The sequence below is a fragment of the Microcella alkalica genome, from assembly GCF_014595885.1.
Lineage (GTDB): Bacteria > Actinomycetota > Actinomycetes > Actinomycetales > Microbacteriaceae > Microcella > Microcella alkaliphila_B.
This window is the reverse complement of the sequence record NZ_JABUKC010000001.1, coordinates 172527-191907: the sequence shown is the minus strand read 5'-3', so window position 1 is coordinate 191907 and position 19381 is coordinate 172527. Positions and strand designations below refer to the sequence as shown.

Sequence of the window (19381 nt, the reverse complement as noted above, 5' to 3'; positions counted from 1 at the left end):
GGACCCCATGTCACCACAGACGTACTCGGCCGAGCGCGTCATCGCTGCGCGGCGTCTTCTGCTCGAAGGCGGCCTCGGCGCCGGTGGTCCTGCTCCCCGCTCTCTGGGCATCCCCGAGTCGATCGAACGCAGCTGGCGTCGCACCATCTCGCAGAGCGCCGGAACCGACTTCTCGGCCCCGCCCGCCCCGCGACCCGCCGCCAAGGCGGCCGAGCGGCTCATCCGAGCCTCCGAGGGCGTGCTCGACCGCTGGAACGAATCTCTCGCCGACATGCAGGTGGCGCTGTTCGTGAGCGACCGCAGCGGGCGCATCATCGCCCGTCGAGTCAGCGAGCGCTCGCACGCGCGGCAGCTCGACAGAGCCCACGCGGCCGAGGGGTTCGACTTCTCGGAAGCCGCGCTCGGCACCAACGGCCTCGGCACGGCCATGGAGGAACGCGCGGCGCTCTTCGTGCGCGGCGCCGAGCACGTCAACGAGTCGCTGCAGTCGCTCGCGTGCGCGGGGGCGCCCATCTGCGACCCGGTCTCCGGACGCGTCGTCGGGTCGATCTCTCTCGCCGCTCCTCTCGACAACTCTGACCTCAGCATGCTCGCGATCGCCCGCCAGGCGGCCCGACAGGTCGAGGGTTCGATCGCCGAGGCCGCCACCTCCGGCGGGCTCGGCGCGCTCCTGGCGGAGTTCGTCGGCACCTCTCCCCGCGTTCCCGTGATCGCCCTGAGCCGCTCGGGGCTCATGAGCACGACCGGCGCTCTGCCGCTGCTCTCAGCGAGCACGCACGTGGTGCTCTGGGACGAGCTGCAGGGCAACGACTGGAACGGCCAGCACCGCTCGGTCTCGGTGTCGGGCCGCACGGGCATCGCCCGCCGCCTCGTCGGGGCCGACGGCGAGAGCCTCTACATCGTGGAGCTCGAGCAGACCATCGAGGCGGCCGCCGAGGCCAGCAGCTGCCCCGGCACGACGGCCGCGCTGTGCCGCGTGCTCGACGCCGCGTCGGCCGGATCGCACGCGGTGTCGATCAGCGGGCCGGCCGCCTCGGGCAAGGCTCATCTCGCCACCGCCTGGCTCACGGGGCGCGACGGCGTCGCACCCCGAACGCTGCCCGCGATCGAGGTGCGGCGGCCCTCGGTGCGCAGCCGCCTGGTGCGCGAGCTCGCCGACGGCGCATCCATCGTCCTGCGCAATGTCGAGCAGCTGACCGCCGATGATCGCGCCTGGCTGCGCTCGGTGATCGATGCGGCGGATACTCGTCCCGACGGCATCCTCGCGATGACGCTCACCACCGGCTCGGCCGACGCCGCGGTGCAGTCGCTCGTCACGGGGCACGGTCGCGAGGTGTGCATCCCTTCGCTCGTCGATGCCCCGGAGCGCATCGTCGCCATCACGGAGGAGATCGCAGCTCAGCATCGTCTGACGGTCCCGCCCGCCGTGCTGCAGACCCTCGTGCGCTGGCAGTGGACCGGCGAGGTCGCCGAACTCGTGCACGAGCTGCGTCGGGCCGCCGCGCTCTCGCTTCACGGAGCGCTCGAGCTCTCGGCGCTCACCCCCGACATGCGCGCTCAGACGCGTCAGCTCTACGGCATCGCCGCCTCGGAGTACAAGGCGATCGACGCCGCGCTGCGCGCCGCGGGCGGGAACCGCTCGCTCGCCGCGGAGTCGCTCGGCATCGGCCGCACCACCCTCTACCGCAAGATGCGGCAGTACGGGCTCGACGGAACGACCGACCTCAGCGCCTGAGTCGCCGTCAGGCGGGAGTGCGGATGAGCTTTTTGTTCGCGAACTCGTCGATGCCGTACTTCGCGAGCTCGCGACCGACGCCCGAGCGCTTCACGCCGCCGAAGGGCAGGTCGGGCGCGCTGCGGCTCGTGCTGTTGATCCAGACCATGCCGACCTCGAGCTCCCCGGCGATGCGACGCGCCGCGTCCTGGTCGGTCGTGAAGATGCTGCTGGCGAGGCCGAAGGGCGACTCGTTGGCGAGCTCGACCGCGGCCTGCGGCGAGGGCACTCGGTAGACGACCGCGGCGGGGCCGAAGAGCTCCTCGCTGTACGCGCGCATGCCCGGCGTCACCTCGGTGAGCACCGTCGGAGGGTAGAAGGCGCCCGACCGGCGGGCGCCCGGCGCCACGTGCACTGTCGCGCCCTTCGCGAGGGCATCCTGCACGAACTCGTCGAGCTCCTCGCCGGCGGCTGCGGAGGAGAGTGGGCCGAGGAAGGTGTCGCCCGACTCGGGGTCGCCGGGGGTGATCGCGGTCATGGCGGCGATGAACTTCGACGTGAACTCCTCGTAAACCGAATCGACGACGATGAAGCGCTTCGAGGCGGTGCATGCCTGTCCGGCGTTGGCGACGCGGCCTCGCACGCCCGCCGCGACCGCGACGTCGATATCGGCGTCGTCGAGCACGATGAAAGGGTCGGAGCCGCCAAGCTCGAGCACGGCGCGCTTCATGTGCCGCCCGGCGACCTCTCCGACAGCCGATCCGGCCGCCTCGGAGCCGGTGAGCGAGACGCCGCGCACGCGGTCATCGGCGATGATGCGGGGCACCTGGCTGCTGTCGATGAAGGCGTTGATGTAGGCGTCGGTCGGCAGCCCGGCGTCGTGGAGCACGCGCTCGATCGCGAGCGCCGACTGCGGGCAGTTGCGCGCGTGCTTGAGCATGATCGTGTTGCCGAGAGCGAGATTCGGTGCCGCGAAGCGAGCGACCTGGTAGTAGGGGTAGTTCCACGGCATGATGCCGAGCAGCGGGCCGATGGCCTCGGTGCGCACGAGCGCCTCGCCGCCGCCGACGATGGCGAGCTGCTCGTCGGCGAGGAAGGTCGCTGCGTGGTCGGCGTAGTACTCGTAGATCGAGGCGACGAGCTCGACCTCGCCGCGCGCCTGCGTGATGGGCTTGCCGACCTCGAGGGTGAGGATGCGCGCGAACTCGTCGATGCGCTCGCGGTGAAGCTCGGCGGTGCGCCGCAGGATCCCCGTGCGCTGCTCGAGCGGCATCGCGCGCAGGGCGCGGTAGGCGGCGAACGAGCGGGCGACGATGGCGTCGACCTCGGCATCGTCGACGACGGGGAACTCGGCGAGCGTCTCGCCCGTGGCGGGATTGATGGTGCGGTACGCGCCCATGGTGTCTCCGTGCTCCTCCGCGGCGTCGCGGTGTCTGGCCGTGCGCGTGCGCGCCCGAGGCGGGATGTCCTGACTCCAGCGTCGTCGTGCACGAGTCCGACGTCCAATACCGATCGGGCCACGGGTCGATGCCCCGGACGCATGGATCACGGGCGCATCGGGTATTGGACGTGCATGGATCGCGCGTGTCAGCCTGAGCCAATGACCACCCTGCGCATCCGCGAGGCCGGCGACCGCGTCGTCGTCACCCTCGATCGCCCCGAGGCACGCAATGCCATCAACGACGTCATGGTCGCCGAGCTGCATGAGGTCTGCGCCGCGCTCGAGCAGAACCCCCGCATTCTGATTATCACGGGAACCTCGACGCCGGAGCGCGGCGTCTTCGCCGGAGGCGCCGACATCCGCCAGCTCCGGGCTCGCGGCCGTGACGAGGCGCTGCTGGGGATCAACTCGGAGCTGTTCTCCCGCATCGCGCGCCTGCCCATGCCCGTGATCGCCGCCGTCGACGGCGTCGCGATCGGCGGTGGCGCGGAGCTGGCGTACGCGGCCGACATCCGCATCGCCTCCCCGCGCACCGTGTTCGGCAACCCGGAGACCGCTCTCGGCATCCTCGCCGCCGCGGGTGCCAGCTGGCGCCTCGCCGAACTCGTGGGCGAGCCGCTCGCGAAGGAGATCCTCTTCACCGGGCGCCGTCTCTCGGCAGAGGAGGCGCTCGCCTGCCGTCTCGTCGCCTCGCTGCACGCACCGGACGAGCTTCTCGCCGCGGCGGAGGCCATCGCCGACCGCATCGCCGAGCAGGACCCGCTCGCGATCCGCCTCACCAAGCGCGTGCTCGCCGCGCCTCGCTCCGCCCACCCGCTCGTCGACGAGCTCGCCCAGGCGATCCTCTTCGAGTCCGAGGCGAAGGCCGCCCGCATGGACGCGTTCCTCTCGCGATCGAAGGAGTCATCGTGACTGCAGCATCCGTCTCCCTACCCGCCACCGTCGGCGTCATCGGCGGCGGCCGCATGGGCGCCGGCATCGCTCAGGTCTTCGCGCAGGGCGGCAGCGCCGTCACGGTCATCGAGCGCGACGCGGATGCCGCGGCGAGCGCGCGCGCTCGGCTAGCAGACGGCGTCGCCAAGGCAGCGGCGCGCGATGCTGCGATCGACGCCGAGGTCGTGCTCGCGCGGCTCGTCGTGTCGACCCTCTACGCGTCGCTCACCGACTGCGCGCTCGTGGTCGAGGCGGTGCCGGAGCTCACCGACCTCAAGGTCGACGCGCTGACCCGCGCCGAGTCGATCATCGCCCCCTCCGCCTGGCTGGTGACGAACACCTCGTCGCTCTCGGTCGAAGGGCTCGCCGACAGGTTGCAGCGGCCCGAGCGCTTCTGCGGGCTCCACTTCTTCAACCCCGTGCCGCCGTCGGCCCTCGTCGAGCTCGTGCTGACCAGCCGCTCGTCACCCGAGCTGACCGACGCCGCGCGCGGCTGGGTGGCCGCTCTCGGCAAGACGCCGATCGTCGTGCACGACGCTCCCGGATTCGCGAGCTCGCGCCTCGGGCTCGTGATCGCGCTCGAGGCCATGCGCATGCTCGAGGAGGGCGTCGCCTCGGCGGAGGACATCGACGCGGCGATGGTGCTGGGCTATCGCCACGCCACGGGGCCGCTGCGCACCACCGACCTCGTGGGGCTCGATGTGCGCCTCGGCATCGCTGAGTACCTGCACGCCGCCCTCGGCGAGCGCTTCGCACCTCCGCAGATCCTCCGCGATAAGGTCGCGGCAGGCGAGCTGGGTCGCAAGTCGGGGCGCGGCTTCTTCGACTACGCCGACGGCGCCTGAGCCACCGACGACGAGAGCGCCGACCCCTCCATCGACGGCCGAGGATCGCGCGTTCGCGCGGCGACCCGCACGAGCGGACTAGGCACTGAGAACGATGCGGCCGGGCACGCCCCCCGCGGCGAGCCGATCGAGCGCCGACTCGACCGCGTGGGCGGTGAGCGGCTCGTCGATGATCGGGATCGACGGCAGGACGCCTGTCCTGGCGAGCTCGACGAGCTCGCCGAGCTCGCCGAGGGAGCCGACGAAGCTGCCTCGGATCGTGAGGACCTTGAGCGCGAGCAGGGCGGTCGGGATGACGAGCTCGCCGCCGAAGAGGCCGACCTGCATCATCGTGCCGCCCTTGCGGAGGATGCTGAAGGCGACGGGCGCGGTGACCGAGTTGTTGACGAAGTCGATGACGGCGGCCACGGGGCCGCCGGCGCGGGCGAGGATCGCCGCCTCGAGCTCGGGCTCGGCCGCCGAGACCGTATCCGTGGCGCCGAGCTCGCGTGCGAGCTGGAGGTTCCGCTGCTGCAGGTCGACCGCGATGACGGCCTCGTGGCCGAGCGCACGCAGCGATGCGATCGCCATGAGACCGACTCCCCCCGCGCCGATGACGACGACCGGCAGCTGGGTGTCGGCGGGCATGGCCTTCCGCGCCGCGCTGTAGGCGGTGAGCCCCGAGCACGCGAGGGTGGCGGCCCAGCGCTCGTCGAGCCCCGCGACATCCAGAAGATACCGGGAGTGCGGAACGAGCAGATGATCCGCGTAGCCGCCGTGGCGCGCGACGCCGAGGTTGCGGGGGCTCGGGCAGAGGTTCTCGTCGCCCGCGCGGCATGCCTCGCACGTGCCATCGCCGATCCACGGGTAGACGAGGCGGCGGTCGCCGACCGCGACGCCGGTCGCATCGGCCCCGACGGCCTCGACGACGCCGACCACCTCGTGGCCCAGCACGAGCGGATACGTGACACCGCGATCGACGAGGTTGAGTCGGCCGCGGCTGCCGAGGTCGTAGTACCCCTCGCGCAGGTGCGTGTCGGTGTGGCAGACCCCGGAGCGCACGACGCGCACGAGCACCTCGGCCCCCGTCGGCTCAGGGGTAGGCAGCTCGATGTCGGTGACGCTGTGGTCGCCCTCGAAGATCGCGAACGCGTGCATGGTGTCCTCGCCGTTGATGAATCCCGTGGCTACCACGGTCGCACCGCCCGCCGATTCTCTCCAATACCGAATGACCGCCCTATTGATACCCGGATGCTCGCCCGCCGTCAGCCGGAGGGGGTCGGCAGCACGCCCTCCGACAGGCGCAGCACGGCGTGCAGGGCCCGATCGTCGCTGTCGGCGCGCCACGCCATGCGCAGCAGCACCGGCTCCACGGGGTCCGACAGGCGCAGGAAGCGCAGGTGCGGGTCGGCGATGCTGTCGATGACCGACGAGAGAGTGAGGGAGCATCCGACCTCCGCCGAGACCAGGGACATGACCGTCCACGAATCGGGAGCATCCTGCACGATGTCGGCGGTGAAGCCCGCCTCGCGCGTCATGTGGCGCAGGCGATCGATCAGCAGCGACCCCGTCTGCCGCGGCAACGAGACAAAGTGCTCGCCCGCGAGCTCGGCGATCGAGACGCTCTCGCGGTCGGCGAGCCGGTGCGTCTCGGGGACGGCGATCACGAGCTCTTCGACGGCGATGACGCGCGCACGCACGGTGTCGGGCAAGTGATCCCAGCGACCCAGCGCGATGTCGATCTCGCCGCGCACGAGCCGCTGCATCGCAGGCTGGGCGAAGTTCTGGCTGAGAAGCTCGAGCTGGATGCCCGGGTGGTTCTGCTTCACGGCGCGCGCCAGCTGACCGACCATGACGTTCGACGACGCCCCCGCGTAGGCCAGCCGCACCCGTCCGATCTCGCCGAGGCCGGCCGCGCGGGCGACCGTGCCGACGCGCTCGAGCGCGTCGAGCACCTCGCGCGCCGGGCCCACGAGCGCCTCCCCGACCGAGGTGAGGGTGACCCTGCGCGTGCTGCGCTCGAACAGCCTCGCCCCGAGGTCGCGCTCGAGCTGCTGGATGCTGCGGCTCACCGGAGGCTGGGCCATGTGCAGCCGCTCGGCGGCCCGTCCGAAGTGGAGCTCGTCGGCGACCGCGAGGAAGGCGCGGATCTGCGGGATGTCCATCCCCCGATTATTCCACTAGCGCATCAGTGCCACCACCGTTAGGTATTGGACGGCATGAACGCTCGCCTGCCAGCCTGAGGAAGCCGATTGAGGTAGGAGGACGACGATGGCGCAGCATCTGCCGGGCGGCGAGCTCGAGGGAGCATCCCCCGCCACCGGACCCTTCGCGGGTCTGCTCGTCGCCGACTTCGGCCGTGTGCTCGCGGGTCCCTACTGCACGATGCTCATGGCCGACCTCGGCGCGACCGTCATCAAGGTCGAGAGCTCACTGGGCGACGAGACCCGGAGCTGGATGCCCCCCTCCTACGAGGGCGAATCGACCTACTACCTCTCGATCAACCGCAACAAGCAGTCGATCGTGCTCGACCTGCGCGACGCAGGCGATCTCGAGCTCGCGCAGGAGCTCGCCGCGCGCGCCGACGTCGTGACCGAGAATTTCAAGCCGGGAGGGCTGGCCCGCTACGGCCTCAACTACGAGTCGGTCGCGCGCGCCAACCCGTCGGTCATCTACGCCTCCATCACGGGCTTCGGAACCGCGGGCGGCGCCGATCTGCCAGGCTACGACCTGCTCGTGCAGGCGCTCTCGGGGCTCATGAGCCTCACCGGGTCGCCCACGACCGAGGGCTTCCGCTCGGGTGTCGCGGTGTTCGACGTCATCACGGGCCTGCACACGGCCATCGCCGTCACCTCCGCGCTGTATCACCGCGAGCGCACCGGCCAGGGTCAGCACGTCGAGCTCGACCTCATGTCGTCAGCCCTCTCGGGCATGGTGAACCAGACGGGCGGCTACCTGCTGAGCGGCCGGGTGCCGACGCGCATGGGCAACGACCACCCGAGCATCTACCCGTACGCGCCCTTCCCCACGGCTGACGGCGACCTCGTGCTCGCGATCGGCAACGACGCGCAGTTCCGCACACTGTGCGCCGCACTCGGCGCACCGCAGCTGCCGACAGACCCGCGCTTCGCGACCAACGCCGAGCGCAGCGCGCACCGCGACGAACTGCGCCCGGTGATCGTGGGCCTGCTCGCGGCCGCGCCCGCCACCGAGTGGTTCGAGCGCCTGAGCGCGCTCGGACTCCCCTGCGCCCCGTCGCTCGACGTCGGCGCCGGACTCGCCTTCGCCGAGCGCATCGGGCTCGACCCCGTGGTCGTCTCCGGCACCGGCGATCGCGCTCTGCCGGGCGTTCGCAACCCGATGCGCTTTTCGCGCACGCCCGCGAGCTACCGCAGCGCCCCTCCCCGGCTCGATGAGCACGGCGAGGCGATCCGTCGCTGGCTGCGCGGCGACGAGCTTGCGCCGGCCCTGCAGCATTCCACCCTGACCGCACCGACACGAGGCGACTAGACCCATGAGCGACACGACCGCGCGCACCATCAACTCGGATTTCTACGCCGTCGATGACTACCTCAACGACGACGACCGGACCCTCGTCGCGAAGGTAAGAGGCTTCGTCGACCGGCAGGTGCTGCCGATCATCAACGAGTACTGGGAGAAGGCCGACTTCCCCTACGAGATCCTCCCCGAGTTCGGTCGGCTCGGCATCGCGGGCACCGCGATCCAGGGCTACGGCGCACCGGGCATGACACGGCTGCAGGCGGGGCTCGTCGCGATGGAGCTCTCGCGTGGCGACGGCAGCGTGAACACCTTCAACGCCGTGCACTCGGGCCTCGCCATGGGCAGCATCTCGCTGCTCGGAAGCGAGGAGCAGAAGCAGCGCTGGCTGCCCGACATGGCCGCCCTGCGGAAGCTCGGCGCGTTCGCGCTGACCGAGCCCGACCACGGGTCCGACTCGGTCAAGCTCGAGACCTCCGCCCGCCGCGACGGCGATCAGTACGTGATCAACGGCGCCAAGCGCTGGATCGGCCTGGGTCACGTCGCCGACCTCGTCATCATCTGGGCGCGCGACGAGGCCGACGCGAAGGTCAAGGCGTTCATCCTCGAGAAGGGTCCCGACGGCTACCCCGAGGGCTACAGCGCCACCGCCATCACCGGCAAGATCGCCAAGCGGGCGATCCAGCAGGCCCACATCGAGATCACGGATGTCCGCATCCCGGTCGAGAATCTGCTCGCGAAGTCGACGTCGTTCCGCGACGTCTCCACCATCCTCAATCGCACGCGCAGCACGGTCGCCTGGGAGGCGCTGGGCCACGCCCTCGCCGCCTACGAGGCCGCGGCGGCCTACGTTCACGAGCGCGTGCAGTTCGGCAAGCCGATCGCGAGCTACCAGCTCGTGCAGAACAAACTTGCGAACATGCTCGCCGATCTCACGGCGATGCAGCTGCTGGTGTTCCGCACCGCCGGGCTGCAGGACCAGGGCCGACTCACGAACGAGCAGGCGTCGCTCGCGAAGATGTTCACCGGGCAGCACGCTCGCGCACTCTGCCGTGACGCGCGCGACCTGCTCGGCGGCAACGGCCTGCTGCTCGAGAACCACGTCGCGCGCCACCTCACCGACATGGAGGTCGTGCACACCTACGAGGGAACCGACTTCATCCAGTCCCTCATCATCGGGCGCGAGATCACCGGCATCCCGGCCTTCTCCTGACCGGTCGGCAGGCTCCCTCGGGGTGCCGAGAGGGCGACCTGCTACGGTGGACGCAGAGGCCCGGCTGAACCCGGCCGGCCCGCGTCGTAGAACGCTTACTCATCCCGCACCTCGCGCACCGACTCGCGCACCGCGGTTCGATACTTTCTCACGGCGAACGATGTCGGCCTTCGCCGCCGTCGCCACTTCGATTCCCGACCGCGTGCGCCCACGGCGTGCGCTCCGCATCCTGACCGCTCGGTCGCGGATGCCGGGGGTCGCGCATGCTCGAAAGGCACCACCTTCATGACTGACACCACCTTCAGCGCGCTCGGCGTTCCGTACCCCCTCGTCGAGGTTCTCGCGGAGCAGGGCAAGACCGAGGCGTTCCCGATCCAGGTCGACACGCTGCCCGACACGCTCGCCGGCCGCGACGTGCTCGGCCGCGGCAAGACCGGCTCGGGCAAGACGCTCGCGTTCTCGATCCCGATGGTCGCGCGCATCGGCTCGCGCACCGGCGCCCCGCGGCGCCCGATGCGCCCGCTCGGCCTCGTGCTCGCGCCGACCCGCGAGCTCGCCACGCAGATCCGCGCCACGATCGAGCCGCTCGCGAAGGCCTACGGCCTCACCGCGATGACGATCTTCGGCGGCGTCTCCCAGAACAAGCAGGTGCAGCAGCTGCAGCGCGGCGTCGACATCGTCGTCGCCGCGCCCGGCCGCCTCGAAGACCTCATGCAACAGGGCTTCGTCTCGCTCGACGCGGTCGAGATCACCGTGCTCGACGAGGCCGACCACATGGCCGACCTGGGCTTCCTGCCCGGTGTGACGCGCATCCTCAAGGCGACGCCGGCGAACGGGCAGCGCCTGCTGTTCAGCGCCACGCTCGACAACGGCGTGGACAAGCTCGTCAAGCAGTTCCTGCACAACCCGGTGCTGCACTCGGTCGACGAGGCGAACTCGCCCGTCGCCGCGATGACGCACCACGTGTTCGAGGTGTCGGGCGTCGACGAGAAGAAGCGCCTCGTGTCGGCGCTCGCCTCGGGAGCCGGCCGCCGCATCCTCTTCATGCGCACCAAGCACCAGGCGAAGAAGCTCGCGAAGCAGCTGACGGCCGAGGGCATCCCCGCCGTCGACCTGCACGGCAACCTGTCGCAGCCGGCGCGCGACCGCAACCTCGCCGCGTTCGGCGAGGGCAGCGTGCGCGTGCTCGTCGCGACCGACGTCGCCGCGCGCGGCGTGCACGTCGACGACATCGAGCTCGTCGTGCACGTCGACCCGCCCATGGAGCACAAGGCCTACCTGCACCGCTCGGGCCGCACGGCCCGCGCCGGCGCCGAGGGCGACGTGGTCACCCTCGTGCTGCCCGAGCAGCGTCGCGACACCGCCGCGCTGCTGAAGAAGGCCGACATCCGCGTGCAGCCGCAGCAGGTGACCGCCGCATCGGATGCCGTCGTCGCGCTCATCGGCGAGATCGCGCCCCGCGTCGCCGCCGACGCGCTCCCGGCCGTGCTGCGTCCGCCCGTGCAGGGCGGGGGCTCCTCGCAGGGGGCGAACGCGCAGCGCAAGCGCGCCGCGCGCTCGGGCTCGAACGCCGCTGACGGCTCGACCGGTTCGGCCGGTTCGGGTCGTTCGCGCCGCGGGCGCGGCGGGCGCGGGCGCGGCCAGGGCGCCGCTGCCGGCACCGGAACGGCCGTGACCGCGACGGCCTCCGCGCCGGGGGCGACCGCAGGCCGCTCGTCGGCGCCGCGCACCGACGCCGCGCCGCACCGTGCCGACGCCCACCGTCACACCGAGTCGCCCGCCGCGCCGCGAACCCGCCAGGGCTCGCGCCGCGCCTCGGCGCCCGCCGGCGGCCAGGGCGGCCACGGCAACGGCTCGGCCGGCGGCGGCATCCGCGTCGGCCAGGTCGTGCGCTCGAACGGCGGAGGCCAGCGCCGCGGGCGCTAGTCGCACCGGTTCACGCTCCGCGCGCCCGTCTCCCCTCCAGGAGGCGGGCGCGCTCGCGTTCGCGGGGCCGGTCGGGTACTGGCGAATCCTCGAGCGTGGTCGGATCGCAACCCTCGAGCGCGCGCCTTCTCCGAGCGCAGCGGGTTCGCGCACGACGGCACGACCGAGCAGCTGCCGCGCTTCGAGAACCTGATCGAGATCCACCTGGTGCGCTGAGCGTCCGCGCGACCCGAACCCCTCCACCGTGTGCGCACTCACGATGTGGAGGAATGACGAAATCGCATTTCGACACTCCTCCACATCGTGAGCGTCGCGAAGGTCGGGCTCGGGGCCGCCGACCCTCGCCCTCGGCCGACCTCCGACCGTCATCGAGGAGTGTCGAGATCGAGGGACCTCACGCCTCGACGACAGGAGAGCACGGTCGATGCGCAGCGCTCCCCCAGGGCTCAAGGCCCTGAGCGGGCGCCGAGCCCGCTGGTCCTAGGCTCTCGGGGTGCCCGAGTACCGCATCCGCCCGGCGACCCTCGACGACGCCGCCGCGCTGGGGCGCCTGCACCACGCGTGCTGGCTCGAGACCTACACCGGCGTGCTGAGCGACCGGTTCCTCGCCGCGGCGAGCGCCGGATCCCTCGCCGACGAATGGGCGGGAATGCTCGCCGCGGGCTCGGCCGACGCCACCCTTCCGGGGTCGATCGCCCTCGTCGCCGAACGGCACGACCTCGCGAGCGGCCCGACCGGTGGCGCCCCCGAGCTCGTCGGCTTCGCCCGCAGCGCGCCGAGCGACGACCCCGAGGCCCCGCGGCCGACGAAGCTCGACTCGCTCTACACGCTCGCGAGCACGCACGGCTCCGGGCTCGGTGCCCGCCTGCTTTACGGCGTGCTCGACGACCGACCCGCCTACGCGTGGATCGTCACCGCGAACCATCGGGCGCGACGCTTCTACGAGAAGCACGGATTCGCGCTCGACGGCCTCGGGCATCCGTACGCGCCGTGGGACGACGCCCACTGCTCGCGGATGGTGCGCTGAGCGCGCACCGCGCACCGCGCAGCGCCGGCCGCGCAGCGCCGGCCGCCCGCCCGGCTCCGCCCTACGGCAGCACGCCCACCGAGGCGAGCGCGGCCCGCAGCAGCACGCCGCGGCCGCCCTCCATCTCGTCGGAGACCCGCTGCGACGCGGCCTCCTCCGGCGTGAGCCAGGTCAGCTCGAGCGCGTCCTGTCGCGGGTCGCACGTGCCCGTCACCGGCACGACGTAGGCGAGCGAGACGGCGTGCTGGCGGTCGTCGCTGAAGCGCGACACCCCCGGCAGCGGGAAGTACTCGGCGACCTGGAAGGGCACCGGCGACGCCGGCAGCTGCGGGAACGCCATCGGCCCGAGATCCTTCTCGAGGTGGCGGAAGAGCGCGTCGCGCAGCGTCTCGCCGAACATCACGCGGCCCGACACGAGCGTGCGGGTGATCGACCCGGAGGCGTTGACGCGCAGCAGCACCCCCACCTCGGTCACCTGCCCGAGCCCGTCGACGCGCACCGGCACGGCCTCGACGTAGAGCAGCGGCAGGCGGCGGCGCACCTGCTCGAGCTCGTCGTCCGACAGCCAGCCGGGGTTCGGGTCGGGGGTGCGCGTGGAGGCCATGCCTCATTCATACCCCAGCCGGGCATCCGGCCTCGTGGTGTTGACTCGTCGCATGACCGGCATCCAGCTCATCGACGAGTCCGCGATCCTCTGGTCGGCGCCCGAGCACGAGCGCGCCGAGCGCCCGCTGCTCGTGCTGCTGCACGGCTACAACTCGCACGAGGGCGACCTGTTCGGCCTCGCCCAGTACCTGCCGCTGCAGCCGGTCATCGCGAGCCTGCGCGCTCCGCTGCGCGCGAGCCTCGGCTACGCCTGGTACGACATCACCGACGACCGGGCGCCGCAGGCCGACGCGGCCGCGCGCGGCATCCTCGCCTGGCTCGACCGGCAGCGCGCCTCGAGCGTCGGGCTGCTCGGCTTCAGCCAGGGCGGGTCGATGGCGATCCAGCTGCTGCGGCACGCGCCCGAGCGCTTCGCCTTCGCGGTGAGTCTCGCTGGCTTCGTCGTGCCCGGCGAGGCTCCCGCCGATGACCGGATGCTCGCCCAGCAGCCGCCCGTCTTCTGGGGCCGCGGCACCCTCGACGAGGTCATCGCGCCGCCGCTCGTCGAGCACACCCACGAGTGGCTGCCGCGCCACGCGACCCTCACCGACCGCATCTACGAGGGCCTCGGCCACGCGATCAACGAGGCCGAGCTGACCGACGTGCTCGCCTTCCTGCGCCCGTTCTACGGGGGCGCCGAGCGGCCCGCCGCCGACTGAGAACCGGCCGGGGATGCTGTCGGCCGTCACCGGCACAATGAACCGATGACCTCGCCCGACCTCGATCGCGTGCTCGACCGGTTCGCCCCGGCCACCCGCACGTGGTTCGAGGGCGCGTTCCCGGCGCCCACGCCGGCGCAGCTCGGCGCGTGGGAGGCGATCTCGAGCGGCCAGCACGCCCTCGTCGTCGCGCCGACCGGCTCGGGCAAGACGCTCGCGGCGTTCCTGTGGTCGATCGACCGGCTCACCGTCGAGCGGCCGCCGGAGGACGAGCGCCGGCGCACGCGCGTGCTCTACATCTCGCCGCTCAAGGCCCTCGGCGTCGACGTGGAGCGCAACCTGCGCTCGCCCCTCATCGGCGTGACGCAGACCGCGGCGCGGCTCGGGCAGCCCGCGCCCGCGATCAGCGTGGGCGTGCGATCGGGCGACACGCCGTCGGCCGACCGGCGGGCGCTCGCGAAGTCGCCGCCGGACATCCTCATCACGACCCCCGAGAGCCTGTACCTCATGCTCACCTCGAGCGCGCGCGAGACGCTCGACGGCGTCACGACCGTCATCGTCGACGAGGTGCACGCGGTCGCCGGCACGAAGCGCGGGGCGCACCTCGCGCTGAGCCTCGAGCGGCTCGACGCGCGCCTGGCACGGCCCGCGCAGCGCATCGGGCTGTCGGCGACGGTGCGGCCGGTCGAGGAGGTCGCGCGGTTCCTCGGCGGGCGCGCGCCGGTCACGATCGTGCAGCCGCCCGCGGCGAAGACGTTCGACCTGCGCGTCGTCGTGCCCGTCGACGACATGACGCAGCCGCCGCCCGTCGGCCCCGTCGACGACGAGGGCTCGGCGGCGGGCGGCACCGCGAACCCGTCGATCTGGCCGCACGTCGAGGAGGACATCGTCGACCGCGTGCTCGCCCACCGGTCGACGATCGTGTTCGCGAACTCGCGTCGGCTCGCCGAGCGGCTGACGGCGCGGCTCAACGAGATCTACGCCGAGAGACTCGAGCTCGCGCTGCCCGCGCCGAGCGTGCCCGCGGCGACGATGGCGCAGGCCGGCAGCACCGCGGGCGCCGAGCCGCTGCTCGCCCGCGCCCACCACGGCTCGGTCAGCAAGGATCAGCGCGCCGAGATCGAGGATGCTCTGAAGTCGGGCCGCCTGCGCTGCGTCGTCGCGACGAGCAGCCTCGAGCTCGGCATCGACATGGGCGCGGTCGACCTCGTGATCCAGGTCGAGTCGCCGCCGAGCGTCGCGAGCGGCCTGCAGCGCCTCGGCCGCGCCGGGCACCAGGTCGGCGAGGTGAGTCGCGGCGTCATCGTGCCGAAGCATCGCGCCGACGTGCTGCACGCGACGGTCGCGAGCGAGCGGATGCTCGCCGGCAGCATCGAGCAGCTCAGCGTGCCCGCGAATCCGCTCGACGTGCTCGCGCAGCAGACGGTCGCGCACGTCGCCCTCGACCCCGCCGACCTCGACGAGTGGTTCGAGGTCGTGCGCCGCGCCGCACCCTTCGCGACCCTGCCGCGGTCGGCGTACGAGGCGGTGCTCGACCTGCTGAGCGGCCGGTACCCCAGCGACCGCTTCGCCGAGCTGCGACCGCGCATCGTGTGGGATCGCGTGAGCGGTCAGCTCACCGGCCGCCCCGGCGCGCAGCGGCTCGCGGTCACGAGCGGCGGCACGATCCCCGACCGCGGGCTGTTCGGGGTCTTCCTCGCCGGCGAAGGCGCGGGTCGACGCGTCGGCGAGCTCGACGAGGAGATGGTCTACGAGTCGCGCGTCGGCGACGTCTTCGCCCTCGGCGCGACGAGCTGGAAGATCGAGGAAATCACGCACGACCGCGTCGTCGTCACCCCCGCCTTCGGCGTGCCCGGCAAGGTGCCGTTCTGGAAGGGCGACGGCCTCGGCCGCCCCGCCGAGCTGGGCCGCGCGCTCGGAGCGACGACGCGCGAGCTCGCCGCGGCAGCACCGGATGCCCGGCACGAGCGCCTGCGCGCCGCCGGCCTCGACGACCGCGCCATCCAGAACCTCGACGCGCTGCTGCGCGAGCAGGTCGAGGCGACCGGCCAGCTGCCGACGGATGCGGCGCTCGTCGTCGAGCGCTTCCGCGACGAGCTCGGCGACTGGCGCGTCATCCTGCACTCCCCCTTCGGGCTCGGCGTGCACGCGCCGTGGGCGCTCGCGATCTCGGCCCGCATCCGCGAGCGGCACGGCTTCGACGGCGCGGCCATCGCGGCCGACGATGGCATCGTCGTGCGGCTGCCCGACACGGAAGCCGAGCCGCCCGGCGCCGACCTCTTCCTCTTCGACCCGGCCGAGCTTGAGGCGCTCGTCACGAGCGAGGTCGGCGGGTCGGCGGTCTTCGCCGCGCGCTTCCGCGAGTGCGCGCAGCGCGCCCTGCTGCTGCCGCGCCGCAACCCCTCGCAGCGCTCGCCGCTGTGGCAGCAGCGCCAGCGAGCGAGTCAGCTGCTCGAGGTCGCGCGCGAGTTCCCGAGCTTCCCGATCGTGCTCGAGACCCTGCGCGAGGTGCTGAGCGACGTCTACGACCTGCCCGGCCTCACCGGCATCGCCCGCGCGATCGAGCAGCGCGAGCTGCGCACCGTCGAGGTCGAGACGCCGAGCCCCTCGCCGTTCGCGCGCTCGCTCCTGTTCGGGTACGTCGCGGCGTTCCTCTACGAGGGCGACAGCCCGCTCGCCGAGCGCCGCGCGGCCGCACTCAGCATCGACTCGGCCCTGCTCGCCGAGCTGCTGGGCCGCGCCGAGCTGCGCGAGGTGCTCGACCCGGAGGTGATCGCGCAGACCGAGGCCGAGCTGCAGCGCCTCGCCCCCGACCGCCGCGCTCGCGACGCTGAAGGGGTCGTCGACCTGCTGCGCATCCTCGGCCCGCACGCGGTCGACGAGCTCCAAGCCCGCTCGGTCGACGGCGCCGAGGTCGAGGGCTGGCTCGGCGAGCTCGCGCGCGCGAACCGGGTCTTCCGGTTCGCGGCGCGCGACGCGGGCGGCGCGAGCGTCGAGCGCTGGGCCGTGGTCGAAGACGCCGCGCGCCTGCGCGACGCCCTCGGCACGCCCATCCCCCACGGCGTGCCGAGCGCGTTCCTCGAGCCGGTGCCCGACCCGCTCGGCGACCTCGTCGCGCGCTTCGCCCGCACGCACGGTCCGTTCACGTCGCACGACGTCGCCGACCGGCTCGGTCTCGGCATCGCGGTCGTGACGGATGCCCTGCGCCGGCTCGCGAGCGACCGCCGTGTCATCGAGGGCGAGTTCCGCCCCGGGTCGAGCGGCACCGAGTGGGTCGACGATGAGGTGCTCCGTCGCTTGCGCACGCGCAGCCTCGCCGCGCTGCGCGCCGAGATCGAGCCGGTGAGCGCCGGAGCGCTCGGGCGCTTCCTGCCCGCGTGGCAGCACGTCGGCCACGGTGCTGGCGCCGGCGGCGGCGGGGGCGGGGGCGCCCTGCGCGGCATCGACGGGGTGCTGCAGGCGGCCGAGCAGCTGCAGGGCGTGGCGCTGCCGGCCTCGGCGTGGGAGACCCTCGTGCTGCCAAGCCGCGTGCGCGACTACTCCCCCGCGTGGCTCGACGAGCTCACCGCGAGCGGCGAGCTGGTGTGGGCGGGGGCGGGCGACCTGCCGGGCAGCGACGGCTGGGTGAGCATCCACCTGCCGCATCTGGCCCCGCTGAGCCTCGGCGAGGTGACGCCGCTCGACGTCGATGCCGAGAGCGCGGAGCGGCACGAGGGCATCCTGGCGGTGCTCGCAAGCGGCGGCGGGTTCTTCTTCCGGCAGCTCGCCGACGCGACCGGCGCCACCGACGACGCGCGCCTCGCCGACGACCTGTGGCAGCTCGTCTGGGCGGGGCTCATCACCAACGACACCTTCGCGCCCGTGCGCGCGATGCTCGGCGGCGCGAAGAAGGCCGCGACGGCGCGCGCGCCCCGGCCGCGCGCCTACCGCGGTTACGCCCGCCCGACGCTGCCCCCGCGCTCGGGCCCGCCCTCGACGGTCGGGCGCTGGTCGCTGCTGCCCGAGCGCGACCTCGACCCGACGCGGCGCGGCGCGCACCTCGCCGACAGCCTGCTCGAGCGGCACGGTGTCGTCACGCGCGGAGCCGTGCAGGCCGAGGGCGTGCGCGGCGGCTTCGCGCTGCTCTACAAGGTGCTCAGCCGCATGGAGGAATCGGGTCGCGTGCGCCGCGGCTACTTCGTCGAGCACCTCGGCGCCGCCCAGTTCGGCACACCCGCGACCGTCGACCGCCTGCGCGCCTTCTCGCGCGACGCGGATGCGGCCCCCGCCCTGGCCCCCCTCGTGCTCGCCGCGACCGACCCCGCCAACCCCTACGGCGCGGCTCTGCCCTGGCCGGGCGCCGCCGACGACCCCGCCGCGGGGCAGCCCGCGCACCGGCCCGGGCGCAAGGCGGGCGCGCTCGTCGCCCTCGTCGACGGGCACCTCGTCGCCTACCTCGAGCGCGGCGGCAAGAGCGTGCTGACCTTCACCGACGAGCCCGCGACGCTCGCGGCGGCGGCCGGCGAGATCGCCGCCGTCGTGCGCGCCCGGCTGCGCTCGCTGCGCATCGAACGGGTCAACGGGGCGAGCGTGTTCGGCACGGTCTTCGCGGATGCCCTGCAGGAGGCCGGCTTCGTCGCGACGCCGCAGGGCCTGCGACTGAGGGTGTGATCGCGTGCCCGAGGGCGATACCGTCCATCGCGCCGCACGGCGCCTGCACGAGGTGCTCGCCGGGCGCGAGGTGACGCGGTGCGACATCCGCGTGCCGGCGTTCGCGACCGTCGACCTGTCGGGGCAGCGCGTGCACGAGGTCGTCGCGATCGGCAAGCACCTGCTCATGCGCATCGGCGAGACCACCGTGCACTCGCACCTCAAGATGGAGGGCTCGTGGCACGTCTACCGGCCGGGCAGCCGGTGGCGGCGGCCGGCGTTCGAGGCGCGCATGGTGCTCGAGGTGGGGACGCCGGTGGGCGCAGGCGCCGACGCCGCTGACCCGGCGGGCCCACCCGACCCCGGCTGGCAGGCCGTCGGCTTCGCGCTCGGCGAGCTCGAGCTCGTGCCCACTCGCGACGAGCAGCAAGTCGTCGGCTACCTCGGCCCCGACCCGCTCGGCCCGAGCTTCGACCGCGACGAGGCCCTGCGCCGCCTCACCGCCGACCCCGACCGGCCGATCGGGCTCGCCCTGCTCGACCAGCGCACCGTCGCCGGGCTCGGCAACGACTACCGCAACGAGGTGCTGTTCCTGCGCGGCATCCTGCCCGAGACCCCCATCGGGCAGACGGATGCCGCGGCGGTGCTCGACCTCGCCGTGCGTCTCATCCGCGCCAACCGCGATCGCGTCGAACGCGTCACGACGGGCGACACCCGCAAGGGGCGCCGGCTCTGGGTCGCGCACCGCGAGCACGAGCCCTGCCGACGCTGCGGCACGCGCATCCGCATGGGGATGCTCGGCGACGACGCCCTGACCGAGCGGCAGACGTTCGTCTGCCCGCGCTGCCAGACCTGAGCGGCGGGCGGCGGCG

Annotated in this window: 14 protein-coding genes; 10 read left to right on the top strand and 4 right to left on the bottom strand. The window is 72.9% G+C overall.

The features are described 5' to 3' along the window. The first annotated feature begins 7 nt into the window (after positions 1 to 7). The gene (locus ID804_RS00905; protein ID WP_169077091.1) at positions 8 to 1735 is read left to right on the top strand and encodes a helix-turn-helix domain-containing protein; all 1728 of its coding nucleotides are present in this window, start codon (positions 8 to 10) and stop codon (positions 1733 to 1735) included. 7 nt (positions 1736 to 1742) lie between these two features. Here the strand turns inward: ID804_RS00905 and ID804_RS00900 are convergent, their stop codons facing one another. After that, a complete protein-coding gene (locus ID804_RS00900) occupies positions 1743 to 3113 on the bottom strand; it encodes an NAD-dependent succinate-semialdehyde dehydrogenase (protein WP_169077090.1) in 1371 nt (456 codons plus the stop codon). 201 nt (positions 3114 to 3314) lie between these two features. Here ID804_RS00900 and ID804_RS00895 point away from each other — a divergent pair, with 201 nt between their 5' ends. Continuing rightward, on the top strand, positions 3315 to 4067 hold the full coding sequence (locus ID804_RS00895) for an enoyl-CoA hydratase/isomerase family protein (protein WP_169077089.1): 753 nt from the start codon (positions 3315 to 3317) through the stop codon (positions 4065 to 4067). Between the two features lie 53 nt (positions 4068 to 4120). Continuing rightward, positions 4121 to 4933: a 3-hydroxyacyl-CoA dehydrogenase family protein gene (locus tag ID804_RS00890; protein ID WP_211160923.1), complete on the top strand. Its 813-nt coding sequence runs from the start codon at positions 4121 to 4123 to the stop codon at positions 4931 to 4933. 78 nt (positions 4934 to 5011) lie between these two features. Here the strand turns inward: ID804_RS00890 and ID804_RS00885 are convergent, their stop codons facing one another. Continuing rightward, the gene (locus ID804_RS00885) at positions 5012 to 6106 is read right to left on the bottom strand and encodes an alcohol dehydrogenase (protein ID WP_317451125.1); all 1095 of its coding nucleotides are present in this window, start codon (positions 6104 to 6106) and stop codon (positions 5012 to 5014) included. Positions 6107 to 6177: 71 nt separating this feature from the next. Next, positions 6178 to 7077, bottom strand: coding sequence for a LysR family transcriptional regulator (locus ID804_RS00880; protein WP_169077088.1), 900 nt, complete (start codon positions 7075 to 7077; stop codon positions 6178 to 6180). Between the two features lie 106 nt (positions 7078 to 7183). Here ID804_RS00880 and ID804_RS00875 point away from each other — a divergent pair, with 106 nt between their 5' ends. The 4 genes from ID804_RS00875 to ID804_RS00860 all read left to right on the top strand — a co-directional run bounded on the left by ID804_RS00875 (position 7184) and on the right by ID804_RS00860 (position 12576). Next, on the top strand, positions 7184 to 8422 hold the full coding sequence (locus ID804_RS00875; RefSeq protein ID WP_169077087.1) for a CaiB/BaiF CoA transferase family protein: 1239 nt from the start codon (positions 7184 to 7186) through the stop codon (positions 8420 to 8422). A 4-nt stretch (positions 8423 to 8426) separates the two neighbouring features. Beyond that, on the top strand, positions 8427 to 9623 hold the full coding sequence (locus tag ID804_RS00870) for an acyl-CoA dehydrogenase family protein (RefSeq protein WP_169077086.1): 1197 nt from the start codon (positions 8427 to 8429) through the stop codon (positions 9621 to 9623). A gap of 285 nt (positions 9624 to 9908) precedes the next feature. Then, entirely contained in the window at positions 9909 to 11549 is a 1641-nt protein-coding gene (locus ID804_RS00865; RefSeq protein ID WP_169077085.1) for a DEAD/DEAH box helicase, read from the top strand. Positions 11550 to 12042: 493 nt separating this feature from the next. Continuing rightward, a complete protein-coding gene (locus ID804_RS00860; RefSeq protein ID WP_169077084.1) occupies positions 12043 to 12576 on the top strand; it encodes a GNAT family N-acetyltransferase in 534 nt (177 codons plus the stop codon). 61 nt (positions 12577 to 12637) lie between these two features. On the opposite strand, the gene ID804_RS00855 is transcribed toward ID804_RS00860, so the two are convergent. Further along, complete coding sequence (locus tag ID804_RS00855; RefSeq protein ID WP_169077083.1) at positions 12638 to 13180, bottom strand: NUDIX hydrolase family protein; 543 nt, start codon at positions 13178 to 13180, stop codon at positions 12638 to 12640. A 52-nt stretch (positions 13181 to 13232) separates the two neighbouring features. On the opposite strand from ID804_RS00855, the gene ID804_RS00850 reads away from it, so the two are divergent. The 3 genes from ID804_RS00850 to ID804_RS00840 are packed head-to-tail and all read left to right on the top strand — an operon-like array spanning position 13233 to position 19365. Further along, positions 13233 to 13880 carry an alpha/beta hydrolase gene (locus ID804_RS00850; RefSeq protein ID WP_169077082.1) on the top strand — a complete coding sequence of 216 codons (648 nt, stop codon included), beginning with the start codon at positions 13233 to 13235 and terminating at the stop codon, positions 13878 to 13880. Between the two features lie 45 nt (positions 13881 to 13925). After that, the gene (locus tag ID804_RS00845) at positions 13926 to 18530 is read left to right on the top strand and encodes an ATP-dependent helicase (RefSeq protein WP_169077081.1); all 4605 of its coding nucleotides are present in this window, start codon (positions 13926 to 13928) and stop codon (positions 18528 to 18530) included. A 4-nt stretch (positions 18531 to 18534) separates the two neighbouring features. Next, entirely contained in the window at positions 18535 to 19365 is an 831-nt protein-coding gene (locus ID804_RS00840) for an Fpg/Nei family DNA glycosylase (protein WP_169077080.1), read from the top strand. Positions 19366 to 19381: the final 16 nt, after the last annotated feature.